The organism is [Muricauda] lutisoli (nom. illeg.) (assembly GCF_017313105.1).
GTDB classification, from domain to species: Bacteria; Bacteroidota; Bacteroidia; order Flavobacteriales; family Flavobacteriaceae; genus Flagellimonas; species Flagellimonas lutisoli.
The window spans coordinates 151382-158473 of record NZ_JAFLND010000004.1 but is presented as its reverse complement, the minus strand read 5'-3'; the positions used below and the strand labels follow the sequence as shown (position 1 = coordinate 158473).

Annotated in this window: 7 protein-coding genes; 4 read left to right on the top strand and 3 right to left on the bottom strand. The window is 39.8% G+C overall.

Translation table 11 applies throughout. From position 1 onward, the window contains the following. Positions 1–247: hypothetical protein (locus tag J0X13_RS15025; protein WP_207072203.1), on the top strand; the 247-nt coding region annotated here is incomplete at its 5' end. 50 nt (positions 248–297) lie between these two features. On the opposite strand, the gene J0X13_RS15020 is transcribed toward J0X13_RS15025, so the two are convergent. Both J0X13_RS15020 and J0X13_RS15015 read right to left on the bottom strand, forming a co-directional pair. Then, the gene (locus J0X13_RS15020; RefSeq protein WP_207072202.1) at positions 298–1161 is read right to left on the bottom strand and encodes a universal stress protein; all 864 of its coding nucleotides are present in this window, start codon (positions 1159–1161) and stop codon (positions 298–300) included. A 111-nt stretch (positions 1162–1272) separates the two neighbouring features. Continuing rightward, complete coding sequence (locus tag J0X13_RS15015; RefSeq protein WP_207072201.1) at positions 1273–2115, bottom strand: universal stress protein; 843 nt, start codon at positions 2113–2115, stop codon at positions 1273–1275. Positions 2116–2307: 192 nt separating this feature from the next. On the opposite strand from J0X13_RS15015, the gene J0X13_RS15010 reads away from it, so the two are divergent. Next, positions 2308–2772: an Hsp20/alpha crystallin family protein gene (locus J0X13_RS15010; RefSeq protein WP_207072200.1), complete on the top strand. Its 465-nt coding sequence runs from the start codon at positions 2308–2310 to the stop codon at positions 2770–2772. Between the two features lie 117 nt (positions 2773–2889). On the opposite strand, the gene J0X13_RS15005 is transcribed toward J0X13_RS15010, so the two are convergent. Beyond that, complete coding sequence (locus tag J0X13_RS15005) at positions 2890–3051, bottom strand: hypothetical protein (protein ID WP_207072199.1); 162 nt, start codon at positions 3049–3051, stop codon at positions 2890–2892. Positions 3052–3297: 246 nt separating this feature from the next. On the opposite strand from J0X13_RS15005, the gene J0X13_RS15000 reads away from it, so the two are divergent. Together J0X13_RS15000 and J0X13_RS14995 are read left to right on the top strand one after the other, a co-directional pair. Then, a complete protein-coding gene (locus tag J0X13_RS15000; protein ID WP_207072198.1) occupies positions 3298–5877 on the top strand; it encodes a PAS domain S-box protein in 2580 nt (859 codons plus the stop codon). Continuing rightward, positions 5849–6922, top strand: a complete 1074-nt coding sequence (locus J0X13_RS14995; RefSeq protein WP_207072197.1) for a response regulator — start codon at positions 5849–5851, stop codon at positions 6920–6922. Before J0X13_RS15000 ends, J0X13_RS14995 begins: the two co-directional genes overlap by 29 nt. The last annotated feature ends 170 nt before the right edge of the window (positions 6923–7092 follow it).

Here is a 7092-nt window from a genome sequence, read left to right as displayed (position 1 = left end):
TATTGGCTTATTTGCCCATTCCCGGGGAGTACGTTCCCTGTGGCGACCTAGAGACATTGACCGGCGGAAAAGCTTGGTCGTTATAAATATTGTCTTTGCACAACTAAAAATAAAAACCTCCAGAACTGGAGGTTTTTTTATACTTCTATTTGTCACCATGGGGCTAAAAACCTCCCAAACAAGATACCTCAAGCAATGGATTATGCTTACTACAAATAATATTGTCCTATCCTACACCGATCTCTGAACAAATGGTTATCCGTATTAAAATATACTCAATACTCCAATAATCTACTATCAACCCTTCCATTGAGGTTCGAAATCAGGCATCACCAATAAGGGGACATTCGTCTTGGAGCCTATCTTTTTAAGTATAGGTTCATGTATCAAACTTTCAAACAATCCATGGGAGTACTTTGTAACAACAATCATATCCGATCCAACGAAATTGGTTTCCCCAAGTATATCTTCTATTACCGAAGCGGACTGGTTTACTTGATCAAAGTTAACCTGTAATCCTTGGAGTCTTTTCTTCAGGGTGACCTTGTTCATTTTTTGTTGTTCCGTTAATCTGAAGTCCTTCGCCACATGTACAACATGTACCTCTGATTGCCATTTTTGCAACAATTCAATCAAGGGTGTCAGTACATATTTAGGAGTGAAATGTTTAAACTCTGTAGGATATACAACAGTTCTCAATCTTTGAAAGTCAAAGGAATTTGGAACCAATAATATATTACAGTTCATTACTTGTCTTAGTACATTTAGGGCATTATTTCCAGCAAATACTTTTTTGGAATCTGTCTTCCCGTGCGTCCCCATCACGACCAAATCCAAATCATATCTTGAAATCAATACCCTAACCGTATCGACCAAACTGCCAGCCATAAGTAATGCCTCAAAGGAATGATTACTGTTATCGTTATGTTTAATAAGATAATTTTTGGTTTCTTCCATACGCTCTTCTAAGTCATGCTCAACGGGAGAATTAATTTCAAAATCTTCCGAGTCGCCCTGATTATGCACCATCTTCCAATCCTTTGGCTCGAAGGTGTGCAGAAGATAAAATTTGCAATCCCATGCAGCATATAACTTTACCGCCGTATATAAAGCGTTCCATGCATTTGTTGAAAAATCGGTGAGCAATAATATATTTTTCATTAGGTACTAATTATTTGTTTCGAACATCATCCGCTAAGCAATCCACTCTCGATCGCACCAATAGTTGACATTTTCGCCTTCCTTTTTTAGGGTAGATATCACTACATTATTTCATTGAACCATGGACTCGTTTATACTGAGCAATGGAATAGCGGTTTGTCTCATTATTTTTTTGACCATGTTGATATGAGCGAATGTTTCTTTTTTGCCTCGCTCCAACATGATTAAAATATCGACCTCCCCCCGTTCAAGATATTGCATCAAAGCATCGGAAATGTGTTTGGCATACATTAACTCAAATCCAATCTTGTTATATGGAATCTTTTGTTTCAACAAGGCTCTGAACCGATTCATTTGAATTTCCCCCGCCTCAACATCCCGCAAATGAACATGGAGGACATGTAAGTAACTCCCCAAAGGAGCCACAATGTGCTTGACAAGCCATGATAAAACAGGGATGTCACCATCATCATAATCTGTAGCATAACCGATTCTTTCCAAGGAAAAACTACTTAGGTCTGGAGGTACGGTCATTAAGGGACATGAGCCTTTTTTAATCATGGCCGCAGTGTTGCTTCCCATGATCAAATTCTTTAGGGCACTTGTACCTTTTGTTCCCATGACCACAAGGAATGCTTCAAAACCAATGAACACATCCGTGATGGCTTCGCTAATTATAGGGTTTTCCCTGACAACAAGTTCAAGCTCTTTAGTGGAGGAATCCAATCCTATATGGGCCTTACAAAAATCCTCTAGCCGCTCATAATGTTTGCCGAATTCCTCGTTCACCACTTTTTGATAGGTCATGCTCAACGGTGTCAATAAGGCAATATTCAAATCAAATACGTGCAGAACCACCAATTTCGCATGAAGTTTATCGCTTAGCACATGCGCCATTTTCAGTGCGGAAACCGAACCTGACGAGTAATCCGTGGCACAGACAATGGACTTCATTTTTGTTTTGATATAAACTTATCGGTAATCCACATAAAAAGAAATGATTTTCATCAATCCCTACAGTATAAATACATATGTAGAATCCCATCCGAATTGTGCCCCATGGTGACCCAGGTCATTTTACTTCAGAAAAGCGTATTTTAATTTAGGTACCGTTAATGGATAGTGTATAACTAAAAAAATTGAATTATGTCACTGGTAAAATTTAAACGAAGACCCCTTGGAAGACTTATAGGTCCGGATTTTTTCGACCTTGATGATTTCTTCGAAGATCGCATTTGGGACCCAAAAACGTGGAAAGGAAGATTTTGGAACGGAAAAACCTCTGTCCCTGCCATAAATATCAAAGAGACCGATGACGACTTTGAGGTTGAAATGGCCGCACCTGGTTATGACAAAAAGGATTTCAACATTACCATGGAAAATGGGTGTTTGAACATTTCTGCAGAAAAGTCCGCGACAAAAGAGGAAAAAGAAGGAGAGTATACACGACAAGAATTCAGTCACGAATCTTTTGAACGCTCCCTCCAACTGCCCGATAGTATTAAAGATGAGGCTGTAGAGGCAAAATATGATAATGGGATTCTAAGATTCAAATTGACCAAGAAAGAGGAAGCCAAAAAACAACAACCAAAAGTAATAAAGGTCTCCTAGATTTCGATTTTTTTGGTATCCCCATTGCCGTTTCACTAACAAAAAAGGTGATGACCAATGGGGATACCTTATTTCTAATTGTAAACTGAACAATTTTTAAGGGATGAACCTTACCCATCACAATGCATATTTTTCCCCTGTAATGGCAAGGGCACTCTCCTTGGTAAGGATATCATGGTCGGAGATGGGTTGGCCACTTTTATTTGGAGGTATTTCGTTGATAGTTTCCCAATTTTTAAAACGAATCGGAATCACATGTTGAACACGAACATGAGTCATTCTTATCCTTTGAAAACATCCCGTCCTTAAGAACAATTCCATTCCAATAAATCAGCAACAAGTTGATTTTCATCATGGTGTACACCACTATAAACACTTACTTTTAGTTCATATTATACTTAAGTTCTCTTTTGGTTAAGCTGGAAGAGGATATCAGCCCATTAAAGGAGAACACCGATGCTATCCGGGATCATAAAAGCAAGTGAAACCATTTGTAGTATGGTATAGCCTCAAAAAAAGAAGGTTATGCAGGGGCAAAACTTCAATAAGAAACAAGACTATTCCCCTTTATTTGAAGGGGATAGGAAGTTGCGCACCCTTGTGGAAAACCTACCTGGTATTGTTTTTAAGTGCAAAAATGATCCTAGAAGGACCATGCTCTATATAAGCGAGGAATGCCAATGGGTCACGGGACATAAGCCCGAAGCATTTTGTACGACCGATGGAGTTTCCTGGACGGATATCATCCATCCACTGGATCGTGAAAATGTTCAGAACACTATCCAAAAAGCCTTGGACAATAAAACGAAATTTCGACATACCTACAGAGTTTTGGACACGGACCAAAGAGTACACTGGGTGAACGAAACCGGGGTCGCGATCCAAAACAAAAAAGGAACCATTTTCCTAGAGGGATACATTCAAGATATCACAGAACAAATTACAGGGGGAAAAATCAACATCATAAGGGATAGGGCACTTGACGAAGTCCAAAATGGGGTAATTATATCCAATGCGCAGTTGGAAGGATTTCCAATCATCTATGTAAACAAAGCTTTTGAAAGTATTACCGGATATACCCACGATGAAGTCATTGGAAGAAAATGCAATTTCCTTCAAAATGACGATCGAGACCAAAGGGAAATAATCGACATACGTGAAGCATTGAAGTCCAAATCTCCATGCCGTGTCGAGATACGAAACTACAGAAAGGACGGCAGCATGTTTTGGAATCAACTCTCCATTACCCCGATACGGAACGAAACAGGCGAAGTAACCCATTTTATAGGTGTCCAAAACGATATTACCGAAAAAAAGAACCTTGAATTCATACGAAAAATAAAGAATGAGGTATTGGAAATGATTCTTGAAAAAAGGAGTTTGACACGGATATTCGACCGTATGAAATCAGTTTTGGAGCAACAACTCAGTGTCGGTATCATAACAATTGCTGAATATGATGAAACAGAACATAAACTGCAGCGGATTTCCGGTAGGTCGGCTTCAAAGCTTTTCGAGCAAACACTGGACCAAATTACATCGGAGTCTGCTTCGTGTATCTCTTTAAGGGCGGTACAATCCAAAAAAAGAGAAGTTGTACCCAATATCTTCAAAGAACCTACATGGTCAAAATACAGGGATGTCCTCAAACATAGTGGTATCCAATGGACCTGTTTCTATCCCTTGTTGGACGCTGAAAACAATGTGCTCGGGATATTGTCCATTTTTCGTCAAGGTCCATTCCGTACAGGCTCCAAAATGGGAAAACTTATAGAGGAGATGGCCAATTTGGCCGGTTTGGCCATTGAAAAAAAAAGAGTTCAGGAAAACTTGATCCTAAGTCGCAAACAATTGGAGCGGTATTCCAAAGAATTGGAAAAAAAAGTTTTACGGAGAAACAAGGATTTAAAAAAAACCCTTAAGAAATTGACAGAGACCAATTTTGACCTCATCACGCAGATAGCAGAGACCAAAATGGCCGAAGAGAAATTGGAGATCCATGAGACAATTCTACTGAATATTGCTCAAAATTTCCCAAAAGGCTCTATCCTTTTGGTCGACCAAAAAATGGAGATTACCTTTTTCGAAGGTACAGCGTTCAAACATTTACAGGACCAAATAGAAACAAATGAAGCGCTCAGAATCCATGACCTGAAAGGTATATCCCAAAAAAATAGATCACTGCTCCAACAGCATATCGATCAAACCTTGAAGGGAAAACACCTCAGTTTTGATTTTGAAGATGCAATGGACAGCTATATGGTCAACACCACGCCCCTATTCAAAGAAAATGGGGAGGCATCTCTCGCTCTTTTGGTCTTGTTCAATATTTCGGAAAGAAAACGAAATGAAAAAACCATCCAGGACAATCTCATCAAAGAAATAGAGCTCAGCGAACTTAAGAGCCGCTTTATAAGTACAGCATCCCATGAGTTCAGAACGCCACTAAGCATCATTCTTTCCTCCGCTTCTCTTATCGAGAAGCTTGACACTCCTGAAAAAATTGAAAGGCGTATGTTCCATTTGGAACGTATAAAATCCAATGTTCAGCATCTGACAGACCTATTGAACGACTTTCTTTCATTGACCAAACTAGAAGAAGGGGCGACCCGGGCAACACCCAAATACTTTAACCTATTGGAATTGTCCAAAACCCTTTTGGAAGAAGTGGGCATTGATAAAAAGAAGGGGCAAACACTGGAATTGGAATGCAATGTTACCAAACTGGAAGTGTATCTGGATCCCAAACTGATTCGCTATATCGTTTTGAACCTATTGAGCAACGCCATCAAGTACTCCAACGAAGGACAACCTATCCTGTTACAAATCTATGGGAAGGACCAAAAGGTAATCATACGTGTAAGGGACCAAGGCATAGGGATACCGGAAGAAGAGAAACAATATATCTTCAAAAGGTTTTTCAGGGCACGAAACAGTCTGGAAATTGCTGGAACAGGTCTTGGATTGCATATTATCAAGTCATATACCGAGCTGATGGAGGGTGCCTTACGTTTTGAAAGCGAAGAAAACAGGGGAAGCTCCTTTGAATTGGAACTTCCGAAAAACATGAAAAAAAATGAAAAAGGTACTGATCATCGAAGATAATCCCGAGTTCCGGGAAAACACCGTGGAACTTCTCGAATTGTACGATTATGAGGTTATTGCAGCAGAAAATGGTAGAGTGGGTATACAAATGGCCATGACAGCACTTCCCGATATCATCATATGTGATATCGTGATGCCCGAAGCAAATGGATATACGGTTCTGGAAGTATTGGGTCAAAATGAAAGGACAGCGGGCATCCCATTTATTTTTCTCACTGCCAAAGACCAAAAGGAGGATATTAGACGGGGTTTGAGCCTTGGAGCCGATGATTACATTTACAAACCCTTTAAAACGGAAGAACTTTTAAAGGCCTTGGAGATTCGTCTGAAAAAAAACGCCTTTTTGCGACAAAGGGTCGATAAGAACACCAAGGGACTCAATTTATTCTTAAAGGAAGCTTCAGCATATCTGGATGAAGAACTTCTTTCAAGCAGCAGAGAAAACAAGCACTTCAAGGATAGGGATATCATATTTCGGGAAGGGGATGCCGCCCATCATCTTTATTTTGTAGAAAAAGGCAATGTAAAAACCTATAGGGTAGCCGAAAGCGGAAAGGAAATAGTTACCGGTTGGTATGGTCCAGGTGATTTTTTTGGTCAACTTTCCCTACTTGGTAAGGAAGGCATTTATATTGAATCTGCCATCACAATGGAATATGCCGAAGTGTTGGATATACCCAAGCAAGATTTTGTCAATTTGATCCACCACGACATGGAACTTGCCAATAAGTTCCTTGAAATTATTTCCAGCAATACGGTACACTTACAAGAAAAATTGATTGACATTGCTTACTCATCGGTTAATCGACGTACCGCCAAAGCACTATTGGAACTTCATGAAAAGGGTATATTGAAGGATGAAAACCAAAAAGGAGTGGATATCCTTAGGGAAGACCTAGCCTCAATGATAGGGGTCGCCAAAGAAACCGCTATCAGGACACTTACAAAATTTAAAGAAATTGGGCTTATCGGGACGGACAGCAGAAAAAAGCTCACATTATTGGATAAAGAGAAACTCCAGCGCATAGCGGATTTTGAAGACTAAAAGGAGAAAGGACGCCCGAAATATGGCAAGTGATGCTACCTCTTATGCCAAGGAACATACCATCCGGTCATGAATTGTCTTTTTTGATATATCGGGTATGGTCATAAAAAAACTGGGGCACTTGCGTACCCCAGTTCCGTGAAAATAAAAATTTGTCAATTACCACTTAC

What these genes read in the sequence shown, in the direction of transcription:
- J0X13_RS15010 (WP_207072200.1), top strand. Translation starts at nt 2,308, where the DNA reads ATGTCACTGGTAAAATTTAAACGAAGACCCCTTGGAAGACTTATAGGT.
- J0X13_RS15005 (WP_207072199.1), bottom strand. Translation starts at nt 3,051, where the DNA reads ATGACTCATGTTCGTGTTCAACATGTGATTCCGATTCGTTTTAAAAAT.
- J0X13_RS15020 (WP_207072202.1), bottom strand. Translation starts at nt 1,161, where the DNA reads ATGAAAAATATATTATTGCTCACCGATTTTTCAACAAATGCATGGAAC.
- J0X13_RS15015 (WP_207072201.1), bottom strand. Translation starts at nt 2,115, where the DNA reads ATGAAGTCCATTGTCTGTGCCACGGATTACTCGTCAGGTTCGGTTTCC.
- J0X13_RS15000 (WP_207072198.1), top strand. Translation starts at nt 3,298, where the DNA reads ATGCAGGGGCAAAACTTCAATAAGAAACAAGACTATTCCCCTTTATTT.
- J0X13_RS14995 (WP_207072197.1), top strand. Translation starts at nt 5,849, where the DNA reads ATGAAAAAGGTACTGATCATCGAAGATAATCCCGAGTTCCGGGAAAAC.